Source organism: Weissella paramesenteroides ATCC 33313 (genome assembly GCF_000160575.1).
Classification (GTDB): Bacteria; Bacillota; Bacilli; order Lactobacillales; family Lactobacillaceae; genus Weissella; species Weissella paramesenteroides.
The window spans coordinates 186,020-187,146 of the sequence record NZ_GG697128.1 but is presented as its reverse complement, the minus strand read 5'-3'; the positions used below and the strand labels follow the sequence as shown (position 1 = coordinate 187,146).

The 1,127-nt window shown below is 29.4% G+C and carries 2 protein-coding genes; one reads left to right on the top strand and one right to left on the bottom strand.

What is annotated here, in order from left to right:
• A partial coding sequence (locus HMPREF0877_RS00870) for a hypothetical protein (protein ID WP_002827203.1) occupies positions 1 to 460 on the top strand: 460 nt, incomplete at its 5' end.
• Between the two features lie 16 nt (positions 461 to 476).
• Here the strand turns inward: HMPREF0877_RS00870 and HMPREF0877_RS00865 are convergent.
• Positions 477 to 1,031: a YcxB family protein gene (locus HMPREF0877_RS00865; RefSeq protein ID WP_002827202.1), complete on the bottom strand. Its 555-nt coding sequence runs from the start codon at positions 1,029 to 1,031 to the stop codon at positions 477 to 479.
• Positions 1,032 to 1,127: the final 96 nt, after the last annotated feature.

Here is a 1,127-nt window from a genome sequence, read left to right as displayed (position 1 = left end):
CGGTAATCACTCAATTCAGATAACCAATGGTAAGTTTGATTCTGTCAGTGTGAAAAAGGTGTTAAAGACCTTTGGTGTAAATATTTCAAGTGATTCTTTTGAGAATATACTAGATGCAGCTATTTCTGGATCCGGTATTAGCCTGTCATCTGATCTAATGGATGGTGAGTTACATGTTTTGACCGTTAGTTCTGATGGTAGTGAGTTAGGTCTTGAACTAGTTGTTAAAGAACTCAAAAACGAAATTCTAGATGCAGAATTTGAAATTAAGCTTACTGTAAAAATTAACGTGGATAGTATGTCACAAAAATTAAAGAAGGTGTATAGCTATATTAAAAATATAGCTAGTGCATCACTTAATCCTGATAATAATGTTGCGTTAGATAAAGTTGTTAATTTAGTGACGTTTATTATTTTAATAGTGATATTGATTGGATCGCGTGGAGTAATTCCTGTTTAGAGAAAAAAAGCACCTATTAATGGGTGCTTTTTTTATATTGTTCAGAGGCTAATACTTGTTTTAACAGGTTTTGAAATTCAAAGTAGTCTTCGTTTCTAAATTTTTCTTTGTTGATTAAGTTATATCGTCCAGGATTAACCTCTAAGATATAGTAATCTGGTAGGTCCCAAACTTGTTTTAAAGCAGGCCATTGGTAAAATAATTTGCTATCAGATTGATTGATTTGAACACCTTCTGTATTAAAAACATACTCAACGGTAATTGATTTTTGATTTTTATTTAAGTAACGGTTTCTAATTTTTTTAAGATTATTTTTGGGAGTAAAAAATAAACCGGACAAAAAAAAGTATAGCCCACATAAAAAGACAAATAGCATAAAAAAATCGTAAAATTGCCATGTCACATTAAAAAAAATTGTATGGGTTACTCGTATAAACCCCATCAACATAAGAAATATGCCAGCAATTCCAACAAAATTGTTTGATATTGATATTTGTCGATGAGTCTTCAAGTAATGTTTATATATTATATAGACTATTTTATCGTCAATGGTAGTTTGGCAAGTAATCATTTAATTATCTCCTACAGTCGTTAATTTTTTTGCAAGATGGTTTTTTATTTTTTATAGGGTTCTATTTTTATTATTGTATCATTAATAATAAGCATA